Raw genomic sequence first — 18699 nt, forward strand, 5'->3', positions numbered from 1 at the left:
CCTCGGACTCCCCCGCGCCGCCGTAGAGCCGGGTGTAGAGCAGGGAACCACCGATGATCACCAGCAAGCTGCCGAATGTCGGCATCACTATCTTCACTCAGATGTCTCAGCTCGCGGCACAGACCGGCGCGCTCAATCTGTCTCAGGGCTTTCCCGATTTCGCGGCCCCGCAGGCCCTGTGCGATGCGGTCGGCCGGCATATCGCCAGCGGCCATAACCAATATTCGCCAATGACCGGGCTGCCGGTGTTGCGTCAGCAGATCGCGACGAAGATCGCCCGCAGCTATGGTGTCAAGGTCGATGCCGATAACGAAGTGACGGTTACCCCCGGTGCGACCCAAGCGATCTTTTGCGCCATCCAGGCAGTTATCCACAGCGGTGACGAAGTCATAGTGTTTGACCCGGCCTACGACAGCTACGAGCCCTCGGTAGAACTGGCCGGCGGTCGTTGCGTGCACGTGCAACTGGGCCTGAACGATTTCAGCATCGACTTCCAGAAGCTCGCCGAGGCACTGAGCCCGCGCACGCGGATGATCATTCTCAACACCCCGCACAACCCCAGCGGCGCATTGATCAACCGTGCCGAACTCGACCAGTTGGCAGCGTTGATCCGCGATCGCGATATCTATGTGATCAGCGACGAAGTCTACGAGCACCTGGTGTATGACGGCGTACCCCACGTCAGCGTGCTGGCCCATGAAGAGCTGTATCAGCGTGCATTCGTGGTCAGTTCGTTCGGCAAGACCTACCACGTCACCGGCTGGAAAACCGGCTACGTTGTCGCGCCGCCGGCCCTGACGGCGGAATTGCGCAAGGTGCACCAGTACGTCAGTTTCTGCGGCGTGACACCGCTGCAGTATGCCTTGGCCGATTTCATGGCCGAGCATCCTGAACACGTCGAAGAGCTGCCGGCCTTCTATCAGGCCAAGCGTGATTTGTTCTGCGATCTGCTGGCGCCGTCGCGTTTCAGTTTCACCCGGGTGACCGGTACCTATTTCCAGTTGGTCGATTACTCGCAGATCCGCCCGGACCTCAATGACGTCGAGATGGCCCTGTGGATGACGCGCGAGCATGGCGTGGCGAGTATCCCGATTTCCGTGTTCTACCAGACGCCGCCAGAAGGCCAGCGCCTGGTGCGGCTGTGCTTTGCCAAGCGTGAGGAGACCCTGCGGGAAGCCGCGGAAAAACTATGCGTGATCTGAGTGCATTGCCCAATCTGAACGTGGCGCTGATCCAGACGTCCCTGGCCTGGCACGACCGTCAGGCCAACCTGGAGCATTTCGAGCCATTGCTGGAGCAGGCTCGTGGCGCTGACCTGATCATCCTGCCGGAGATGTTCACTACCGGTTTTTCCATGGAGTCCGGGACGCTCGCTGAAGCGGAAAATGGTCCGACCAGCAAATGGCTGCGTGCTCAGGCGGCGCAACTTGATGCAGTGATTACCGGCAGCGTGATCGTTCAGGCGGCCGATGGCAGCCATCGCAATCGCCTGTTGTGGGCGCGACCGGACGGTGAGGTGCTGCATTACGACAAGCGTCATCTGTTCCGCATGGCCGGCGAGCACAACCACTACACCCCCGGCGAGCGCCAGGTGCAGTTCGAGCTCAAGGGCTGGCGCGTGCGACCGCTGATTTGCTACGACCTGCGCTTTCCGGTGTGGAGCCGCGACGCCCAGGACACCGACCTGCTGCTGTACACCGCCAGCTGGCCAGGTGCACGGCGCCAGCACTGGAACCGCTTGCTGCCGGCGCGGGCGATCGAGAACCTGTGCTATGTGGCAGCAGTGAACCGCATTGGCACGGATGGCAAAGGCTTCGCGTACACCGGTGACAGCCAGGTGCTGGATTTCCAGGGTGAGACGTTGCTCAGTGCGGGGGAGGCTGACGGGGTGTTCAAGGTGATGCTGGATGCGGCAGAGCTGGCGGCATATCGGCAGCGGTTTCCGGCGAATCTGGATGCCGATACCTTCGAATTCACCTGAGATTTTCTCTGCCCGCGAAGGGGCCGGTTCAGGCAACACAAAACAAGCAGGCAAAAAAAGGCCCCAAGGTTCGCACCTTGAGGCCTTTTGCTTTTCGGTGACGCTTACGCCGCTTTCGCTTCCGGCTGGCTCAGCGAGCGGTTCAGTGCACTGAACAGGGCCTTGAAGCTGGCGGTGGTGATGTTTTCGTCGATGCCGACGCCATGCACCGCGCGTTCACCGTTCACTCGCAGTTCAATGTAGGCCGCAGCCTTGGCATTGGTGCCCGCGCCGATGGCGTGCTCGTTGTAGTCCATGATTTCCACCGGTACCGGCAGGCCGGCCACCAGCGCTTCCAGGGCGCCGTTGCCCTTGCCGCGCCAGTGCAGGTTGGTCTCGCCCTGGCCCTGGCTGGCCACTTCCACTTCAACGGCGCTGTGACCGTTTTCCTCCTGCAGGCGATGGCTGACCAGCGCGTACGGAGCGTTGGCTTGCAAGTACTCGCTGTGCAGCAGCGCGTGGATTTGCTGGGCGGTCATTTCCAGGCCGAGGCGGTCGGTTTCACGCTGCACCACCTGGCTGAACTCGATCTGCATGCGACGCGGCAGGCTGATGCCGTATTCCTGTTCCAGGAGGTAGGCGATGCCACCCTTGCCCGACTGGCTGTTGACGCGGATGACCGCCTCGTAGCTGCGGCCGATATCGGCCGGGTCGATCGGCAGGTACGGTACTTCCCACAATTCGTCCGGTTTCTGTTGGGCAAAGCCCTTGCGGATCGCATCCTGGTGCGAGCCGGAGAACGCGGTGTGAACCAGGTCGCCGACGTACGGGTGGCGCGGGTGCACCTGGATCTGGTTGCACTCTTCGACGACTTTGCGCACGCCGTCGATGTCGGAGAAGTCCAGCTCAGGGTTGATGCCCTGGGTGTAGAGGTTCAGGGCCACGGTCACGAGGTCGACGTTACCGGTGCGCTCGCCGTTGCCGAACAGGCAGCCTTCGACGCGGTCGGCGCCAGCCATCAGGCCCAGTTCGGTGGCAGCCACGCCAGTGCCACGGTCGTTGTGGGTGTGCAGGCTGATGATCACGCTGTCACGACGGTTGATGTGACGGCCGAACCATTCGATCTGGTCGGCATAGATGTTCGGGGTCGCGCATTCCACCGTGGCCGGCAGGTTGAGGATCATCTTGTGCTCGGGTGTCGGGTTCCAGACTTCGATCACCGCATCGCAGACTTCCTTGGCGAACTCCAGTTCAGTGGCGCTGAAGGTTTCTGGCGAGTACTCGAAGGTCCACTCGGTGTCCGGCTGCATGGCTGCGTATTTGACGAACAGCTTGGCGGCGTTCACGGCGATGGCCTTGACCCCGTCCTTGTCCTGGTTGAAGACAATGCGGCGGAAGGAAGGGGAGGTCGCGTTGTACAGGTGAACGATGGCTTTCTTCGCCCCGCGCAGGGATTCGAAGGTGCGTTCGATCAGGTCTTCACGGCCCTGGGTCAGCACCTGGATGGTGGTGTCGTCAGGAATGTGGTTGCCTTCGATCAGGGTGCGCACGAAGTCGAAGTCGGTTTGCGAAGCGGCCGGGAACGAGGCTTCGATTTCTTTAACACCGACTTGCACCAGGGTTTTCCAGAAGCGCAGCTTCTTGACGGCGTCCATCGGCTCGATCAGCGACTGGTTGCCATCACGCAGGTCGGAGCTGCACCAGATCGGCGCGGCGGTGATGGTCTTCGATGGCCAGGTGCGGTCCGGGATGTCGATGGTCGGGAACGCGCGGTATTTCGAAGACGGGTCTTTGAGCATGCTCATCGGGAAATCCTTATTGTGTTGGCCGAAAAAAGGCGGCCTGCCGGTGGATCAAAAGTTCTTGGAGTAACGCTTGGGACGAGGCACCACGATTCAGCCCGGCAGTCGTGCGCTGACAAGGCACAGGCTGCGGTGCTGGCGGAGCTGAATGAGGGTGTGAGAGGTTTTCATGCCTTCAACCCTAACCGCGGGGGTGAAGGTTGGCAAGCAGTCGAAAAAAATTGAGAGGAATACTCGTGGGCGAGTATTTATCGAGATTTTATTGCTTAAAATGGTTTTGATGATTGTGTTGTTTGCGCGAGGTTTGAGCGTCGCGCAATTGCTGGCGTGACACTGCCGGGATACTTTCGGCGTCTGTGAAATTGCTATCGCGAGCAGGCTCGCTCCCACATTGGATCGATGTGAATACGGAAAAATGTGGGAGCGAGCCTGCTCGCGATGAGGCCAGTGGCCTTATTTGGGGGTCAAGGCTGAAACGCACCAATGAAGATGGCCGGATCGACCCGCGCATCGTTCAGACTGACATTCCAGTGCATATGCGGCCCAGTCGCCCGGCCAGTTGCCCCGACTTTGCCAACCACATCGCCCCGGGCCAGTTGCTGCCCGACTTTCACGTCGATTTTCGACATGTGGCAGAACATGCTGATAAAGCCCTGGCCGTGGTCGACGAACACCGTATTGCCATTGAAGAAGTAGTCGCCGATCAGGATCACCTTGCCGGCAGCCGGGGTCTTGATCGGTGTGCCGGCCGGCACGGCGAAGTCCAGGCCAGCGTGAGGGTTGCGCTCTTCGCCGTTAAAAAAGCGGCGCACGCCGAACTTGCTCGACAGTGGCCCGTTCACCGGTTTGTCCAGCATCAGGTTGCTCGGGGTGTTGGGGCTGAACGTGCGGTAGGCCGCAATCTGTTCGGCCAGTTCACGCTCGATGCGCTTGAGATTCTCCGGGTCAGGATTGACCTGTTGGGTGTTCTTCAGGGTGATGCGCTGTTCCGGGTACTTCTTGCTGCCAACCGTAAAATTCAAATTATGATCGCCGCTGCTGACCGATTGAGGCCCCGGCTCGACCGTCAGTGGCAGGCCGACGATGGCCAGCCAGTTGCTCTGTTCCTTGACCACCAGCACCGGTTTGCCTTGATAACTGGCTTTTGGCGCCTGGGTGGACGTGCCCAGATCCACCACCGCGACGCCGCCCGGCACCGGTTTGTTCAACAGGCGGGTGATGTAGCTGTCGGCGTTGGCGTTGGCGGTCAGGCACAGCAAGAGCAGCGGAGCGAGGAAACGCGGCATGGATCAGTCCAGTAAAGAAAGGGTGACAGGCGTCAGGTGATTGTCTTCGACCCGCACTTGCAGCTCGCCTTCACCCAGTTTGGCTTTCAGGCGCTGGCCGGTATAGGTTTGCGCGGCGCTGCGAATCGCGTTGCCGCGCTCGTCCAGCAGAATGCTGTAACCACGCGCGAGGGTGGCCAGGGGGCTGACCACGTGCAGCGTCTGCATCTGACTTTGCAGTTGCAGGCGACGAGACTTAAGTCCTTCACGCATGGCCCGGGGCAGGCGTTCGGCCAGGCTGTCGAGGCGCTGGCGAAGCATCGTCAGTTGCCGGCCCGGATGTTGTGCGGCCAAACGGGTTTCCAGGCGGATCAAGCGTTCGCGACGGGTGTTCAGGCTGCGCTCGAACGCGCGGCGCATGCGCATGTCCAGGTCATCCAGGCGTTGTGCTTGCTGGCGCAAGCGCTCGCCGGGATGACGCAGGCGCCGGGAAATGCCTTCCAGGCGCAGGCGATCGCGTATCAAGCGGTCACGCATGCGCATCACCAGCCGTCGGTGCAGGCTTTCGACCCGGCGCACCAGATCGCTGGAGTCCGGAGCCAGCAGTTCAGCGGCAGCGGAAGGGGTGGGTGCGCGAACGTCGGCCACGAAGTCGCTGATCGATACGTCGGTTTCATGGCCGACGGCGCTGACGATTGGCGTCACGCAAGCGTCTACGGCGCGGGCCACGGCTTCTTCGTTGAAGCACCAGAGATCTTCCAGCGAACCGCCGCCTCGGGCAAGGATCAGTGCGTCAAAACCCCGGGCATCTGCCAGTTTCAGGGCGCGGACAATCTGTGCGGTGGCTTCGCGGCCCTGCACGGCAGTGGGGATCAGCGTCAGTTGGATCTGCGGTGCACGACGGCGGAACACGCTGATGATGTCGCGGATCACCGCCCCGGTGGGCGAGCTGATGATGCCGATGCGTTGCGGGTGCGCCGGCAACGGGACCTTGCGCTCGGCACTGAACAGGCCTTCGGCGCTGAGCTTTTCCTTGAGTGCATCGAAGGCCAGGCGCAAGGCGCCATCGCCGGCCGGCTCCACGGTATCGAGGATCAGCTGATAATCACCGCGCCCTTCGAACAGCGAGACTTTGCCGCGCACCCTGACCGCGAGCCCGTCCTTCAGTGCCTGGCGAACCCGTGCCGCGTTCTGCCGGAACAGTGCGCAACGGACCTGGGCGCCGCTGTCCTTGAGGGTGAAGTACACATGGCCCGACGCCGGACGGGCGAGGTTGGAGATTTCGCCTTCGACCCAGATGTTGCTGAACACGTCTTCGAGCAACACCCGCGCGCGGCCATTGAGCTGGCTGACGGTCAGGACCTCACGGTCCAGGCCGAGTCTTGAAAAGGGATCTTTAATCATGGGGCGCAGTTTAAAGGCATTCTCTTATTGAATGCACGATCCCTTGTAGGAGCTGCCGAAGGCTGCGATCTTTTGATTTTGCTTTTTAAGATCAAAAGATCGCAGCCTTCGGCAGCTCCTACAGGGATTAAGTGAAATGCTGGTTGATTTGTTAAACCAATGGCCCTTCGGCCCGCTGGACTGGCTGGTAATCGGCTTGGGCATCGCCCTGGCCTACATCGTGTTCGGCATCGCCGGCTTCGGCACCGCGCTGGTGGCGGGGCCGATCCTGATTCTGTTCATGCCGCTGTCGAAGATCGTGCCGTTGCTGGTGTTGCTCGATTTTGTCGCGGCATTCGGCAACCTGTTGCCTTCGCGGCGCGATGTCGCCAGGCCGGAGCTGTTGCGGTTACTGCCCTGCATGGCGGTGGGGTGCACGCTGGGCGTGATTTTCCTGCTGAACCTCAAGTCTGACCTGTTGCTGCTGTTGATGGGGTTGTTTATCAGCGCCTATGCGATTTACAGCCTGTGGATAAAAGCTCGTCCGGCGCAGTTGTCCGCCGCTTGGGCGGTGCCGATGGGGACGGTGGGTGGAATGTTTGGCGCGTTGTTTGGCAGCGGCGGCTTTCTCTATGCGATCTATTTGAACAGCCGTTTGCCCAAGGAGGCGGCCCGGGCCACCCAGAGTGCACTGATCAGTTGCAGTACGGTGGTGCGTTTGAGCCTGTTTGCCATCGCCGGTGTGTATGCCGACCTGTCCTTGCTGGCGCTGGCGGTTTGTCTGTTGCCGGCCATGGCGCTGGGGCTGTGGTTCGGACGACGGCTGACCATGAGGTTGTCCCGCGAGGCATTCGTGCGCCTGGTGACGTGGTTGGTGCTGGCCAGTGGGATCGCGTTGATCGGGCGTTACTTGAGCACCTGAAGATTAAACCTGTTGCGGGGGGCTTTTTGTGGGAGCGAGCCTGCTCGCTCCCACAAAAAGCTCCCTGCAAGTTGTTCAGTCGTTGTACTGGCTCAACAAACGCTCCAGCCGCGCACTGAGGCGGCGTTTGATTTCGGTCTCGATGTGCGGGGCGAAATCGTCGATCACGTCTTGCATGATCAGTTGCGCGGCGGCGCGCAATTCGCTGTCCAGGTGCAGCAAGTCATCCGGGTTCTTGCTGGCGACTGGCGCCGGCGCCGGTTCTACGGCCGGTGCCGCAGGAGTTGGTTCGACGGGCTGCGAAGGCTCGCCCACGGCGTCGAACAACATGGGAATCTGTTCCTGGTCACCGTCCTCGACCGTGTCGGTCAGCAGGGGCGGTTGCAGGTTGTCATCGCCGAGCAGTTGGCGGATCGACTCGAGGTCGTCCAGCAGGTGCGCGGACTGTTGCAGCGGTTTTGGAGTGTCCATTGAAAGGCTCAGAGTCGCTGTAAACGGTGATCTTGCAGAGGATAGCCCTGTTCGCGGTAGAAACGGAAACTCTCCCGCGCGGCCGCTCTGATCGTCGGGTCCTCCACCACCACTTCCGCCACTCTGGCGAACTTGTTGGCAAAGGCCGGGACCTTCAGGTCGAGATTGACCAGTAAATCCTGATGCTGGCCGCAGTCATCGCCCAACCCCAAAACAATCAAACCGTCAGGTTCGCTGTCGGCAGGGCCGTGGGGCACGAAGCTTTCGCCCTTGAACGTCCACAGCCGCGCATCGAGATCGTCACGCTGGGCCGCATCGCTGCAATGCAGGTAGATGCGGTGGCCCATGCGCCAGGCCTTCTCGGTGAGCTTGCAGGCAAAGTCCAGGCGTGCCGAAGGATCGGCGCTGGGCAGGATATAGAAGTCGACTTTGGTCATTGCGGTTCCAGAGCGGCAAACGGCGTCACCGGAAAGTGACGCCGCCGCCCATCATCGGTTTCAGGCTTTGGCGCGGTCCAGCAGGTACTGGGTCAGCAGGGGAACCGGACGGCCAGTGGCGCCCTTGTCCTTGCCGCCGCTGGTCCAGGCCGTGCCGGCGATGTCCAGGTGCGCCCAGTTCAGGTTCTTGGTGAAGCGCGACAGAAAGCAGGCCGCGGTGATGGTGCCGGCTTTCGGGCCGCCAATGTTGGCGATGTCGGCGAACGGGCTGTCCAGTTGCTCCTGGTATTCATCGAACAGCGGCAGTTGCCAGGCGCGGTCGTCGGCAGCCTTGCCTGCGCTCAGCAGTTGGCCGATCAGTTCGTCGTTGTTGCCCAGCAGGCCCGACGTGTGGGAACCCAAAGCGACCACGCAGGCACCGGTCAGGGTGGCGATGTCGATCACCGCTTGCGGCTTGAAGCGCTCGGAGTAGGTCAGGGCGTCGCACAGCACCAGGCGGCCTTCGGCGTCGGTGTTGAGGATTTCCACGGTCTGGCCGCTCATGGTGGTGACGATGTCGCCCGGGCGCGAAGCGTTGCCGCTCGGCATGTTCTCGGCACAGGCCAGGATGCACACCAGGTTGATCGGCAGCTTCAGTTCGAGCACGGCACGCAGGGTGCCGAACACGCTGGCGGCGCCGCCCATGTCGTACTTCATTTCATCCATGCCGGCGCCCGGCTTCAGGCTGATGCCGCCGGTGTCGAAAGTGATGCCTTTGCCGACCAGCGCGTACGGCTTCTCGGATTTCTTGCCGCCGTTGTATTGCATGACGATCAGGCGCGGTGGCTGGGCGCTGCCCTGGCCGACGGCGTAGAACGAGCCCATGCCCAGGGCCTTGATCTTCTTCTCGTCGAGGACTTCGACCTTCAGGTCCTTGAACTCTTTGCCCAGGTCTTTCGCCTGTTCACCGAGGAAGGTCGGGTGGCAGATGTTTGGCGGCAGGTTGCCCAGGTTGCGGGTGAAGGCCATGCCGTTGGCGATGGCAGTGGCGTGGGCCACGGCGCGCTGCACTTCAGCTTGAGCCGCCTTGATGGTCAGCAGGGTGATTTTCTTCAGGGCGCGTGGTTCGGCTTTCTGGCTCTTGAACTGGTCGAACTGGTATTCGCCGTCCACCAGGGTTTCGGCCAGCAGGCGGGTCTTGCCGTAGCTGTCGCGGCCTTTGACGACCACTTCATCGAGGGCCAGCACCGCATCACTGCCGCCCAGGCCTTTGAGGGTATTGAGGATGCCGGCGATGATTTTGCGGAACGGGCGGTCACCCAGTTCGTCGTCCTTGCCCACGCCCACCAGCAGCACGCGCTCGGCCTTGAGGTTCGGCAGGCTGTGCAGCAACAGGCTCTGGCCAACCTTGCCGGCCAGATCGCCGCGCTTGAGCACTGCGCTGATCGCGCCGCCGCTCAGTTCGTCGAGTTGTTTGGCAACCGCGCCCAGCTTGCGGCCTTCGCCGACGGAGACCACGAGAGTGGCGGTCTTCAACGTTTCGGGGTTGACGCTTTTTACAACCAGTTCCATGTCCGGGTCCCTGAATTGATGGTTATCACGCATGCGCCCGACACCTTATGTGCGTCGATTGCCTGCATTTAAATAGAAAGCAAAAGAAAGGCGCCAGTATCGACCGGCCACAAAGGCCGCAGTTTGAACCTCGCTACCGGCGGCTGACAACCCTCGGTTGTACGATGTTCACGGTTTTGTGGGCCCCTGTAGGAGCGAGCTTGCTCGCGAAGAACCTGAGACCACCGCAGGCTTTCAGGCTTCCCGCGTCATCATTGACGACCATCGCGAGCGAGCTCGCTCCTACACCAGCCCCAATGTATTGCGCAGTGACAGGTGCACCCAATCACAGGATAATGCGCCAACTTTTTTCGGCGGCCCTGCCTTGCGGGCTGTCCGATACGTTTGCTTGTTTGGCCGCCTTAGCCTGACAACCCTGGAGTGTCTGGTTTGATCGTCTTCCGTTACCTATCCCGCGAAGTCCTGTTGACCTTGAGCGCCGTCAGCGCCGTACTGCTGGTCATCATCATGAGCGGGCGCTTCATCAAATACCTCGCCCAGGCGGCCTCGGGCCTGCTGGATCCGGGGTCGCTGTTCCTGATCATGGGTTATCGCCTGCCGGGCTTCCTCCAACTGATCCTGCCGCTGGGGCTGTTTCTCGGGATCCTGTTGTCCTACGGACGCCTGTACCTCGAAAGCGAAATGACCGTGCTCTCGGCCACCGGCATGAGCCAGCAACGGCTGGTTTGCATGACAATGTTTCCGGCCACCCTGGTTGCACTCGTCGTGGCGTGGCTGAGCCTGAGCCTGGCGCCACAAGGGGCCAACCAGTTTCAGCTGCTGCTGAACAAGCAGGATGCCCTGACCGAATTCGATACCCTGGAGCCGGGGCGCTTCCAGGCCCTGCGTGACGGTACCCGGGTCACCTATACCGAACGCATGACGGATGACCGCGTCAATCTGGGCGGTGTGTTCATCTCGCAAAAGAACATCAGTTCCAACAACAAGGATCGCGGGATTTCTGTCCTGGTGGCAGAGAAGGGGCGTCAGGAAATTCGCCCGGACGGCAACCGCTACCTGATCCTTGATAACGGCTATCGCTATGACGGTAATCCGGGGCAGGCCGACTACCGGGCGATCAAGTACGACGAGTACGGTGTGTTGCTGCCAAAACCCGACGTCAGCGACGAAGTCACCGACCGCGATGCGATGCCGACCCGTACGTTGGTCGGCAGTGAAGACATTCGTCTGCGCGCCGAATTGCAATGGCGGATGTCACTGCCGTTGCTGGTGTTCATCGTGACCTTGATGGCGGTGCCGTTGTCGCGGGTCAACCCGCGTCAGGGCCGATTCCTCAAATTACTGCCGGCAATTCTTCTTTATATGGCTTACCTGACCATTCTGATTGCCGCTCGCGGTGCCCTCGACAAGGGCAAGATCCCGGCGGTACTGGGCTTGTGGTGGGTGCACGGGATTTTCCTGGCCATTGGCCTGGGCTTGCTTTATTGGGAGCCCCTGCGTTTGAAGAGGGCGAGTCGCCGCAGCGCGCTGGAGGTGGCCCGTGGTTAAGCTGGATCGCTACATTGGTAGCAGCGTGTTGATGGCGATTCTGGCGGTGCTCGGGATCATTCTTGGTCTGGCGACACTGTTTGCCTTCATCGACGAGATGAGTGAAGTCAGCGATACCTACACCCTGGTCGATGCGCTGAGTTATGTGTTGTTGACCGCTCCGCGCCGGATGTACGAAATGCTGCCGATGGCCGCGCTGATCGGTTGCCTGATCGGTCTGGGCAGTCTGGCCAGCAACAGTGAGCTGACCATCATGCGCGCCGCCGGTGTGTCGACCGGCCGGATCGTCTGGGCGGTCATGAAACCAATGCTGGTATTGATGCTCGCCGGTGTGCTGGTCGGCGAGTACGTCGCTCCGCCCACTGAAACCGCCGCGCAGGCCAATCGCTCGCTGGCCCAGGGCAGCGGCGATGCACAAAGCGCCAAGCACGGCTTGTGGCACCGCCAGGGCGATGAGTTCATTCACGTCAACTCGGTGCAGCCTAACGGCATCCTGTACGGCGTGACCCGCTATCGTTTCGACAGCGAACGGCACATGCTGTCGGCGAGCTTCGCCAAGCGTGCCGATTTCGACACGGATCACTGGCAGTTGACGGACGTCACGACCACGGTGTTCCACGAGCGCAGCACTGAAGTGGTGTCGAACCCGGTCGAGCGTTGGGGCGTGGCCTTGAGTCCGCAATTGCTGAGTACGGTGGTCATGGTGCCCGAGTCGCTGTCGATCAGCGGTCTGTGGAGTTATATCCACTACCTGGCGGACCAGGGGTTGAACAATAGCCGCTATTGGCTGGCATTTTGGGTCAAGGTGTTGCAGCCGTTGGTGACTGCCGCCCTGGTGTTGATGGCGATTTCCTTCATCTTTGGTCCGTTGCGTTCGGTGACCCTGGGTCAACGGGTGTTCACCGGTGTGCTGGTGGGCTTCACCTTCCGTATCGTTCAGGATCTGCTGGGGCCTTCGAGCCAGGTGTTCGGCTTCCCGCCGTTGCTTTCGGTGCTGGTGCCGGCAGGTATTTGTGCCGTGGCGGGGCTCTGGCTGTTGCGTCGAGCAGGCTGATGGCCAGCATTTTCCAACCGCTTTGACGATAAAAACGCCCTTGTCGCAAGACCGGGGCGTTTTTGCGGGCACCGTCTGACCTGCGAACGTGACGCTTGCGCCGTGGATCAGGTACAATTCCCGGCTATTTTTCGGCGGGCTATGCCTGCAGCCTTTTTGAGTGTTGATCCGTGAGTGATTTGAGTCATATCCGCAATTTCTCCATCATCGCCCACATTGACCATGGCAAGTCGACGCTGGCCGATCGCTTCATCCAGATGTGCGGCGGCCTGGCCGAGCGCGAAATGGAAGCCCAGGTGCTGGACTCCATGGACCTGGAACGTGAACGCGGGATCACCATCAAGGCCCACAGCGTCACTCTTTATTACACCGCCAAAGACGGCATCAAGTACCAGCTCAACTTCATTGACACCCCCGGCCACGTTGACTTCACCTATGAGGTGAGCCGTTCGCTGGCTGCCTGTGAAGGCGCGCTGCTGGTGGTCGATGCCGGTCAAGGCGTCGAGGCACAGTCGGTTGCCAACTGCTACACCGCAATCGAACAGGGCCTGGAAGTGATGCCGGTGCTGAACAAGATCGACCTGCCACAGGCCGATCCGGACCGCGTCAAAGAAGAAATCGAAAAAATCATCGGCATCGATGCCACCGACGCGGTCACTTGCTCTGCCAAGACCGGTCTGGGCGTCGATGAAGTGCTCGAGCGCCTTGTGGCCACCATTCCAGCGCCGACCGGCAACATCGAAGATCCGTTGCAAGCGTTGATCATCGACTCCTGGTTCGACAACTACCTGGGCGTAGTCTCTCTGGTACGCGTGCGCCACGGCCGCGTGAAGAAGGGCGACAAGATCCTGGTCAAATCCACCGGCAAGATCCACCTGGTGGACAGCGTCGGTGTTTTCAACCCGAAACACACCCCTACCGTCGACCTGAAGGCCGGTGAAGTGGGCTTCATCATCGCCAGCATCAAGGACATTCACGGTGCGCCAGTGGGCGATACCCTGACCTTGAGCACGACGCCGGACGTCGACGTGCTGCCGGGGTTCAAGCGCATCCAGCCGCAGGTGTACGCCGGTCTGTTCCCGGTCAGCTCCGACGACTTCGAAGACTTCCGCGAGGCGCTGCAAAAGCTCACCCTGAACGATTCGTCGCTGCAATACACGCCGGAAAGCTCGGACGCCCTGGGCTTCGGCTTCCGATGCGGCTTCCTCGGCATGCTGCACATGGAAATCATCCAGGAGCGCCTTGAGCGCGAGTACAACCTGGACCTGATCACCACGGCGCCGACGGTAATCTTCGAGCTGTTGCTCAAGACCGGTGAGACGATCTACGTCGATAACCCGTCGAAGCTGCCGGATCTGTCTTCCATCGAAGACATGCGCGAGCCGATCGTGCGGGCCAATATTCTTGTGCCGCAAGAGCACCTGGGCAACGTCATTACCCTGTGCATCGAAAAACGTGGTGTGCAGGTCGACATGCTGTTCCTCGGCTCGCAAGTACAAGTGACCTACGACCTGCCGATGAACGAAGTGGTGCTGGACTTCTTCGATCGCCTGAAATCCACCAGCCGCGGCTATGCTTCTCTGGACTACCATTTCGATCGTTACCAATCGGCTAGCCTGGTGAAACTGGACGTACTGATCAACGGCGACAAGGTCGATGCACTGGCGCTGATCGTGCACCGTGACAACTCGCACTACAAAGGTCGCCAGTTGACCGAGAAGATGAAAGAACTGATTCCACGGCAGATGTTCGATGTGGCAATCCAGGCCGCCATTGGCGGGCAGATTGTGGCGCGGACAACTGTCAAGGCGCTCAGAAAGAACGTATTGGCCAAATGCTACGGTGGTGACGTCAGCCGTAAGAAGAAACTGCTGGAAAAGCAAAAGGCCGGTAAAAAACGCATGAAGCAAGTCGGCAACGTGGAAATTCCACAGGAAGCCTTCCTTGCAGTGCTCAGGTTGGATAGTTAGGTCCTATGTCACTAAATTTCCCGCTGTTGCTGGTCATCGCCGTGTTCGTCTGCGGCCTGTTGGCGTTGCTCGATCTGTTGATCCTGGCCCCGCGCCGGCGTGCCGCCATCGCCTCCTATCAGGGCAGCGTCAGCCAGCCTGACATGGTCGTGGTCGAGAAGCTGAACAAAGAACCGCTGCTGGTTGAATACGGCAAGTCGTTCTTCCCGGTGTTGTTCATCGTGCTGGTGCTGCGTTCGTTCCTGGTGGAACCGTTCCAGATTCCTTCCGGCTCGATGAAGCCAACCCTGGATGTCGGCGACTTCATCCTGGTGAGCAAGTTTTCCTACGGGATCCGCTTGCCGGTGATCGACAAGAAAGTCATCGAAGTCGGTGATCCGCAGCGCGGCGATGTGATGGTGTTCCGCTACCCGAGCGACCCGAACGTCAACTACATCAAGCGTGTAGTTGGTTTGCCGGGCGACACGGTTCGCTACACCGCCGACAAGCGCCTGTTCGTCAACGGTCAATCGATTGCCGAGCAACTGGTCGGCTCCGAGCCGGGCACGCTGGGCAGCGCTGAGCTCTACAAGGAAAAACTCGGAGCGGCCGAGCACATGATCCGCAAGGAAATGAGCCGCTACCGCGCAATGCCGGACCATTCGTGGACCGTGCCGGCCGGGCACTACTTCATGATGGGCGACAACCGCGACAACTCGAACGACAGTCGCTATTGGGATGATCCGAACATTCCCAAGGATCTGCTGGGCATGGTTCCCGACAAGAATATCGTCGGCAAGGCCTTTGCGGTCTGGATGAGCTGGCCGGAACCCAAACTCAGCCACCTGCCGAATTTCTCGCGGGTTGGCCTGATCAAGTAATCAGACACGGCGCTGTTGAACACAGCGCCGAATGCATTTCTGGAGCCGGCACAATGGGCGCCAGTCGCATGAAAACAATGATATTCAGGACGTTATTTTTGAACACAGCGTTAATTGTCCCAAGCCTGCGCCGCCTCGCGGCTATGGCGGTGGAATCCAGCCACGAACTCAGCGTGGGTAAACCGTGAGCGTCTCCTTAAGCCGTCTAGAGCGTCAGCTCGGCTACACCTTCAAGGATCAGGAACTGATGGTCCTGGCCCTGACTCACCGCAGTTTTGCCGGGCGTAACAACGAACGCCTGGAGTTTCTCGGTGACGCCATTCTCAACTTCGTCGCCGGCGAGGCGTTGTTCGAGCGCTTCCCGCTAGCCCGCGAAGGCCAGTTGTCGCGATTGCGCGCACGTCTGGTCAAGGGTGAGACCCTGGCCGTACTGGCCCGTGGTTTCGATCTTGGCGAATACCTGCGCCTGGGCTCGGGCGAGCTGAAAAGCGGCGGTTTCCGTCGCGAGTCGATTCTGGCCGATGCACTGGAAGCGCTGATCGGTGCGATCTACCTCGATGCCGGCATGGAAATGGCCCGTGAGCGTGTGCTCGCCTGGCTGGCCGGCGAGTTCGAAGGCCTGACGCTGGTCGACACCAACAAAGATCCAAAGACCCGCCTGCAAGAGTTCCTGCAGTCCCGTGGTTGTGAGCTGCCGCGTTACGAAGTGGTGGATATCCAGGGTGAGCCGCATTGCCGGACGTTCTTCGTCGAATGCGAAATCATCTTACTGAATGAAAAAAGCCGAGGTCAGGGTGTGAGCCGTCGTATTGCCGAACAGGTAGCGGCCGCCGCAGCACTGATTGCCCTGGGTGTGGAGAATGGCAATGACTGATACAAACGCAACTCGCTGTGGCTATGTTGCCATCGTCGGCCGTCCGAACGTGGGCAAGTCCACGCTGCTGAACCACATCCTGGGTCAGAAGCTGGCGATCACCTCGCGCAAACCGCAAACCACCCGTCACAACATGCTCGGCATCAAGACCGAGGGCGACGTGCAGGCGATCTACGTCGACACCCCTGGCATGCACAAGGGCGGCGAAAAGGCGCTGAACCGCTACATGAACAAGACCGCTTCCGCGGCTTTGAAAGACGTCGACGTGGTGATCTTCGTGGTCGACCGCACCAAGTGGACCGACGAGGACCAGATGGTTCTCGAGCGCGTCCAGTACGTGACCGGCCCGCTGATCGTGGCGCTGAACAAGACCGATCGCATCGAAGACAAAGCCGAGCTGATGCCGCACCTGAGCTGGTTGCAGGAACAGTTGCCGAATGCGCAGATCATCCCGATTTCCGCGCAGCACGGGCATAACCTCGATGCACTGGAGCGCGTGATTGCCGCGCACCTGCCGGAAAACGATCACTTTTTCCCGGAAGACCAGATCACCGACCGCAGCAGCCGTTTCCTCGCCGCTGAACTTGTGCGTGAGAAAATCATGCGCCAGATGGGCGCCGAGCTGCCGTACCAGATCACCGTTGAAATCGAAGAGTTCAAGCAGCAGGGCAAGACCCTGCACATCCATGCCTTGATCCTCGTCGAGCGCGATGGCCAGAAGAAAATCATCATTGGCGACAAGGGCGAGCGCATCAAGCGCATCGGCACCGAAGCGCGCAAGGACATGGAGTTGCTGTTCGATTCCAAGATCATGCTCAACCTGTGGGTCAAGGTTAAGGGTGGCTGGTCCGATGACGAGCGTGCGTTGCGTTCGTTGGGTTATGGCGATCTGTAACACACCGCAAGACCCCTTGTAGGAGCGAGCTTGCTCGCGATGGACTCAAGAGCGCCGCGTTCATTCTGAAAGCTCGCGTTATCGTTATCCTCCATCGCGAGCAAGCTCGCTCCTACAGTTCGGCGAGAAACCCATGTCCTCAACCCCGCCCATCGCCCAACCCGCCTACGTCCTGCACTCCCGCGCCTACCGCGAAAACAGTGCGCTGGTGGATTTCCTCACGCCACAAGGGCGGCTGCGGGCGGTGTTGCGCAGTGCGCGGGGCAAGGCCGGGACGTTGGCACGGCCATTCGTGCCATTGGAAGTCGAGTTCCGGGGCAGGGGCGAGCTGAAGAACGTCGGGCGCATGGAAAGTGCCGGGGTGTCCACCTGGCTCAATGGCGAGGCGCTGTTCAGTGGCCTGTATCTCAATGAGCTGTTGATTCGCCTGTTACCTGCCGAAGACCCGCATCCCGCCGTGTTCGATCATTACGCCGCCACTTTGCTCGCCTTGGCCGAGGGCCGCGCGCTGGAGCCGTTGCTGCGTTCCTTTGAATGGCGCCTGCTCGATGACCTCGGATACGGATTTTCACTGACCACGGATATCCACGGTGATGCCATCGCCCCCGACGGCCTCTATCGTTTGCAAGTGGATGCGGGGCTTGAACGTGTCTACCTGCTGCAACCCGGTCTGTTCAATGGCACTGAACTGCTGGCCATGGCCGATGCCGACTGGAGCGCGCCGGGTGCCTTGTCGGCAGCCAAGCGCTTGATGCGTCAGGCGCTGGCCGTTCACTTGGGCGGTCGACCGCTGGTTTCCCGAGAGTTGTTTCGAAAGCCGTAAATTCCTTGTGTATGCTGTGCACCGAACTTTCTCTTCTTCTGGAGCGCTTCCGTGACCACCAGCACCCGTATTCTTCTTGGCGTGAACATCGACCACGTTGCCACCCTGCGTCAGGCCCGGGGCACCCGTTACCCGGACCCGGTCAAGGCTGCACTGGACGCGGAAGAGGCGGGCGCGGACGGCATCACCGTGCACCTGCGCGAGGACCGTCGGCACATTCAGGAGCGCGACGTTCTGCTGCTCAAGGATGTGCTGCAAACCCGCATGAACTTCGAAATGGGCGTCACCGAAGAAATGATGCAGTTCGCCGAACGCATCCGCCCGGCGCACATTTGCCTGGTGCCGGAAACCCGTCAGGAACTGACCACCGAAGGTGGCCTGGACGTGGCAGGTCAGGAAGCGCGGATCAAGGCGGCGGTCGAGCGCCTGTCGAGGCTCGGCTGCGAGGTGTCGCTGTTCATCGACGCCGATGAGCGGCAGATCGAAGCCTCACGCCGTGTCGGTGCGCCAGCCATCGAACTGCACACCGGGCGTTATGCCGATGCCGAGACGCCGACCGAAGTCGCCGAAGAACTCAAGCGTGTGGCCGATGGCGTGGCCTTTGGCCTGGCCCAGGGACTGATCGTCAATGCCGGCCATGGCCTGCACTATCACAACGTTGAAGCCGTGGCAGCGATCAAGGGTGTCAACGAGCTGAACATCGGCCATGCGCTGGTGGCCCATGCGCTGTTCGTGGGCTTCAAGTCGGCGGTATCGGAAATGAAGGCGCTGATTCTGGCGGCTGCCCGGTAGGAGCGAGCTTGCTCGCGAAAAACCTGAGGGCGCCGCGGGGCATCAGGTTTTTCGCGTTATCGTTGACGCCCATCGCGAGCAATCGAGCGTCG

General features: G+C 60.7%; 18 protein-coding genes. 12 read left to right on the forward strand and 6 right to left on the reverse strand.

All coding sequences use genetic code 11. The features are described 5' to 3' along the window. The first annotated feature begins 53 nt into the window (after positions 1-53). A complete protein-coding gene (locus C8K63_RS09780; RefSeq protein ID WP_108216526.1) occupies positions 54-1202 on the forward strand; it encodes a pyridoxal phosphate-dependent aminotransferase in 1149 nt (382 codons plus the stop codon). Then, a complete protein-coding gene (locus C8K63_RS09785) occupies positions 1190-1981 on the forward strand; it encodes an amidohydrolase (protein WP_108216861.1) in 792 nt (263 codons plus the stop codon). Before C8K63_RS09780 ends, C8K63_RS09785 begins: the two co-directional genes overlap by 13 nt. Positions 1982-2085: 104 nt before the next feature. Here the strand turns inward: C8K63_RS09785 and leuA are convergent, their stop codons facing one another. Next, on the reverse strand, positions 2086-3765 hold the full coding sequence (gene leuA / locus C8K63_RS09790; protein WP_108216527.1) for a 2-isopropylmalate synthase: 1680 nt from the start codon (positions 3763-3765) through the stop codon (positions 2086-2088). A gap of 166 nt (positions 3766-3931) precedes the next feature. Here leuA and C8K63_RS30460 point away from each other — a divergent pair, with 166 nt between their 5' ends. Beyond that, positions 3932-4093, forward strand: a complete 162-nt coding sequence (locus tag C8K63_RS30460) for a hypothetical protein (RefSeq protein ID WP_178086783.1) — start codon at positions 3932-3934, stop codon at positions 4091-4093. A 133-nt stretch (positions 4094-4226) separates the two neighbouring features. Here C8K63_RS30460 and C8K63_RS09800 read toward each other — a convergent pair whose 3' ends face one another. Both C8K63_RS09800 and xseA read right to left on the reverse strand, forming a co-directional pair. Beyond that, entirely contained in the window at positions 4227-5048 is an 822-nt protein-coding gene (locus C8K63_RS09800) for a peptidoglycan DD-metalloendopeptidase family protein (protein WP_108216528.1), read from the reverse strand. Between the two features lie 3 nt (positions 5049-5051). Then, positions 5052-6431 (reverse strand): exodeoxyribonuclease VII large subunit, encoded by a 1380-nt coding sequence (gene xseA, locus C8K63_RS09805; RefSeq protein ID WP_108216529.1) that lies wholly within the window; start codon positions 6429-6431, stop codon positions 5052-5054. A gap of 136 nt (positions 6432-6567) precedes the next feature. Between xseA and C8K63_RS09815 the strand changes: the two genes are divergently transcribed. Next, the gene (locus tag C8K63_RS09815; protein WP_108216530.1) at positions 6568-7332 is read left to right on the forward strand and encodes a sulfite exporter TauE/SafE family protein; all 765 of its coding nucleotides are present in this window, start codon (positions 6568-6570) and stop codon (positions 7330-7332) included. A gap of 75 nt (positions 7333-7407) precedes the next feature. On the opposite strand, the gene C8K63_RS09820 is transcribed toward C8K63_RS09815, so the two are convergent. From C8K63_RS09820 to C8K63_RS09830, 3 genes are read right to left on the reverse strand one after another with little or no spacing between them, the layout of a single operon-like run. Further along, complete coding sequence (locus tag C8K63_RS09820) at positions 7408-7803, reverse strand: DNA polymerase III subunit chi (protein ID WP_108216531.1); 396 nt, start codon at positions 7801-7803, stop codon at positions 7408-7410. An 8-nt stretch (positions 7804-7811) separates the two neighbouring features. Continuing rightward, on the reverse strand, positions 7812-8240 hold the full coding sequence (locus C8K63_RS09825; protein ID WP_108216532.1) for a DNA polymerase III subunit chi: 429 nt from the start codon (positions 8238-8240) through the stop codon (positions 7812-7814). A 60-nt stretch (positions 8241-8300) separates the two neighbouring features. Next, complete coding sequence (locus C8K63_RS09830; protein ID WP_108216862.1) at positions 8301-9791, reverse strand: leucyl aminopeptidase; 1491 nt, start codon at positions 9789-9791, stop codon at positions 8301-8303. A 429-nt stretch (positions 9792-10220) separates the two neighbouring features. On the opposite strand from C8K63_RS09830, the gene lptF reads away from it, so the two are divergent. The 8 genes from lptF (at position 10221) to pdxJ (ending at position 18607) form a co-directional block, all read left to right on the forward strand. Then, positions 10221-11339, forward strand: a complete 1119-nt coding sequence (gene lptF / locus C8K63_RS09835) for an LPS export ABC transporter permease LptF (RefSeq protein WP_108216533.1) — start codon at positions 10221-10223, stop codon at positions 11337-11339. Further along, positions 11332-12393, forward strand: a complete 1062-nt coding sequence (gene lptG / locus C8K63_RS09840; protein WP_108216534.1) for an LPS export ABC transporter permease LptG — start codon at positions 11332-11334, stop codon at positions 12391-12393. The genes lptF and lptG overlap by 8 nt, the downstream gene beginning before the upstream one ends. Positions 12394-12563: 170 nt before the next feature. Then, on the forward strand, positions 12564-14363 hold the full coding sequence (gene lepA, locus C8K63_RS09845) for a translation elongation factor 4 (protein ID WP_108216535.1): 1800 nt from the start codon (positions 12564-12566) through the stop codon (positions 14361-14363). 5 nt (positions 14364-14368) lie between these two features. Beyond that, the gene (gene lepB / locus C8K63_RS09850) at positions 14369-15223 is read left to right on the forward strand and encodes a signal peptidase I (protein WP_008053222.1); all 855 of its coding nucleotides are present in this window, start codon (positions 14369-14371) and stop codon (positions 15221-15223) included. 184 nt (positions 15224-15407) lie between these two features. Then, positions 15408-16097: a ribonuclease III gene (rnc, locus tag C8K63_RS09855; protein ID WP_008053221.1), complete on the forward strand. Its 690-nt coding sequence runs from the start codon at positions 15408-15410 to the stop codon at positions 16095-16097. Further along, entirely contained in the window at positions 16090-16992 is a 903-nt protein-coding gene (gene era, locus C8K63_RS09860) for a GTPase Era (RefSeq protein WP_108216536.1), read from the forward strand. Before rnc ends, era begins: the two co-directional genes overlap by 8 nt. A 133-nt stretch (positions 16993-17125) precedes the next feature. After that, positions 17126-17815, forward strand: coding sequence for a DNA repair protein RecO (gene recO, locus C8K63_RS09865; protein WP_108216537.1), 690 nt, complete (start codon positions 17126-17128; stop codon positions 17813-17815). 51 nt (positions 17816-17866) lie between these two features. Further along, positions 17867-18607, forward strand: coding sequence for a pyridoxine 5'-phosphate synthase (pdxJ, locus tag C8K63_RS09870; RefSeq protein WP_108216538.1), 741 nt, complete (start codon positions 17867-17869; stop codon positions 18605-18607). The last annotated feature ends 92 nt before the right edge of the window (positions 18608-18699 follow it).

Origin of the sequence: Pseudomonas sp. GV085 (assembly GCF_003050925.1) — a bacterium.
Taxonomy (GTDB): Bacteria; Pseudomonadota; Gammaproteobacteria; order Pseudomonadales; family Pseudomonadaceae; genus Aquipseudomonas.

What these genes read in the sequence shown, in the direction of transcription:
- C8K63_RS09780 (WP_108216526.1), top strand. Translation starts at nt 54, where the DNA reads ATGATCACCAGCAAGCTGCCGAATGTCGGCATCACTATCTTCACTCAG.
- C8K63_RS09785 (WP_108216861.1), top strand. Translation starts at nt 1,190, where the DNA reads ATGCGTGATCTGAGTGCATTGCCCAATCTGAACGTGGCGCTGATCCAG.
- leuA (WP_108216527.1), bottom strand. Translation starts at nt 3,765, where the DNA reads ATGAGCATGCTCAAAGACCCGTCTTCGAAATACCGCGCGTTCCCGACC.
- C8K63_RS30460 (WP_178086783.1), top strand. Translation starts at nt 3,932, where the DNA reads ATGCCTTCAACCCTAACCGCGGGGGTGAAGGTTGGCAAGCAGTCGAAA.
- C8K63_RS09800 (WP_108216528.1), bottom strand. Translation starts at nt 5,048, where the DNA reads ATGCCGCGTTTCCTCGCTCCGCTGCTCTTGCTGTGCCTGACCGCCAAC.
- xseA (WP_108216529.1), bottom strand. Translation starts at nt 6,431, where the DNA reads ATGATTAAAGATCCCTTTTCAAGACTCGGCCTGGACCGTGAGGTCCTG.
- C8K63_RS09815 (WP_108216530.1), top strand. Translation starts at nt 6,568, where the DNA reads ATGCTGGTTGATTTGTTAAACCAATGGCCCTTCGGCCCGCTGGACTGG.
- C8K63_RS09820 (WP_108216531.1), bottom strand. Translation starts at nt 7,803, where the DNA reads ATGGACACTCCAAAACCGCTGCAACAGTCCGCGCACCTGCTGGACGAC.
- C8K63_RS09825 (WP_108216532.1), bottom strand. Translation starts at nt 8,240, where the DNA reads ATGACCAAAGTCGACTTCTATATCCTGCCCAGCGCCGATCCTTCGGCA.
- C8K63_RS09830 (WP_108216862.1), bottom strand. Translation starts at nt 9,791, where the DNA reads ATGGAACTGGTTGTAAAAAGCGTCAACCCCGAAACGTTGAAGACCGCC.
- lepB (WP_008053222.1), top strand. Translation starts at nt 14,369, where the DNA reads ATGTCACTAAATTTCCCGCTGTTGCTGGTCATCGCCGTGTTCGTCTGC.
- era (WP_108216536.1), top strand. Translation starts at nt 16,090, where the DNA reads ATGACTGATACAAACGCAACTCGCTGTGGCTATGTTGCCATCGTCGGC.
- recO (WP_108216537.1), top strand. Translation starts at nt 17,126, where the DNA reads ATGTCCTCAACCCCGCCCATCGCCCAACCCGCCTACGTCCTGCACTCC.